Source organism: Nostoc sp. 'Peltigera membranacea cyanobiont' 213 (genome assembly GCF_002245975.1).
Taxonomy (GTDB): Bacteria; Cyanobacteriota; Cyanobacteriia; order Cyanobacteriales; family Nostocaceae; genus Nostoc.
Genome location: NZ_NOLI01000355.1, coordinates 1 through 1,449 on the forward strand (window position 1 = coordinate 1; position 1,449 = coordinate 1,449).

The following is a 1,449-nucleotide window of genomic DNA, read 5'->3' on the forward strand; positions in this document are numbered from 1 at the left end:
CCAAATATTTCTTGTGGGATGGGCATCTTGCCCGTCCTAATATTCGTGACGGGCAAGATGCCCATCCCACAAATGGATAATTTATTTCTTGGAAAGCCCTTAGCTGTACTTAAACTAGCTTATCTTCATAATGGTTTCTACCTTTCCCAATTCCTCTTCTGTCGATCTATCTCGCATCCGGTTGGCAATTCGCTCATTGCAACCGCAATTAGTAGAGTGGCGGCGACGATTGCATCAACAACCAGAGTTGGGTTTTCAAGAAAAACTGACGGCTGAGTTTGTATCACAAAAGCTGCAAGAGTGGGGAATTGAGCATCAAACTGGCATTGCTCACACTGGCATTGTTGCCATCATTAAAGGTAACAAACAAGGTGCAGAGAAAGTTTTAGCGATTCGGGCAGATATGGATGCTTTGCCAATCCAAGAACTGAACGAAGTGCCTTACAAATCGCAGCATGATGGAGTGATGCACGCTTGTGGACATGATGGACATACTGCGATCGCATTAGGTACAGCTTACTATCTTCAGCAGCATCGCCAAGACTTCTCTGGTATCGTGAAAATTATCTTCCAGCCAGCAGAAGAATCACCCGGTGGTGCAAAGCCGATGATTGAAGCTGGAGTTCTGAAAAATCCTGATGTTGACGCAATTATTGGTTTGCATTTGTGGAATAATTTACCCTTGGGAACAGTGGGTGTACGGGCTGGGGCGTTGATGGCTGCTGTGGAGTGCTTTAACTGCACAATTTTGGGCAAAGGTGGACATGGCGCACTACCCCATCAAACTATTGACTCTGTAGTAGTTGCTGCCCAAATTGTAAATGCTTTGCAAACCATTGTCGCTCGGAATGTGAATCCTATTGATTCGGCTGTGGTAACGGTGGGCGAACTTCATGCTGGAACCAAGCGGAATGTGATTGCTGATACAGCGAGAATGAGTGCAACTGTCAGGTATTTTAATCCTAGTTTGAAAGGCTTTTTTAACCAGCGTGTCGAGCAGATTATTGCTGGAATTTGTCAAAGTCATGGTGCGAGTTATGACTTAGAATACTGGGCACTTTATCCACCAGTAATTAATGATATTAAGATAGCGGAATTAGTGCGAACTGTAGCAGAAGAAGTGGTAGAAACACCGTTGGGAATTGTTCCAGAATGCCAAACTATGGCTGCTGAGGATATGTCATTTTTCTTGCAAGAGGTTCCTGGTTGCTATTTCTTTTTAGGTTCTGCCAATCCAGAGAAAGATTTGGCATATCCTCATCATCATCCCCGGTTTGATTTTGACGAGACGGCTTTGGGAATGGGTGTGGAAATATTTGTTAGATGCGTGGAGAAGTTTTTTAGTTGAGTGGGAAATTCTCAAAAGTGCCCTTCCTAGGGCGTGTCATCAATTGAGCCAAATGACAGAAGCAGCCAAATAAATTGCACCCAGAAAGTTGGCAGCGCGTT

1 protein-coding gene is annotated in these 1,449 nt (G+C 44.4%); it reads left to right on the plus strand.

What is annotated here, in order from left to right:
• The first annotated feature begins 130 nt into the window (after positions 1 to 130).
• Complete coding sequence (locus CDG77_RS34880) at positions 131 to 1,348, plus strand: M20 family metallopeptidase (protein ID WP_094333655.1); 1,218 nt, start codon at positions 131 to 133, stop codon at positions 1,346 to 1,348.
• The last annotated feature ends 101 nt before the right edge of the window (positions 1,349 to 1,449 follow it).

Coding starts and splice junctions, on each gene's coding strand:
- CDG77_RS34880 (WP_094333655.1), top strand. CDS start 131: ATGGTTTCTACCTTTCCCAATTCCTCTTCTGTCGATCTATCTCGCATC.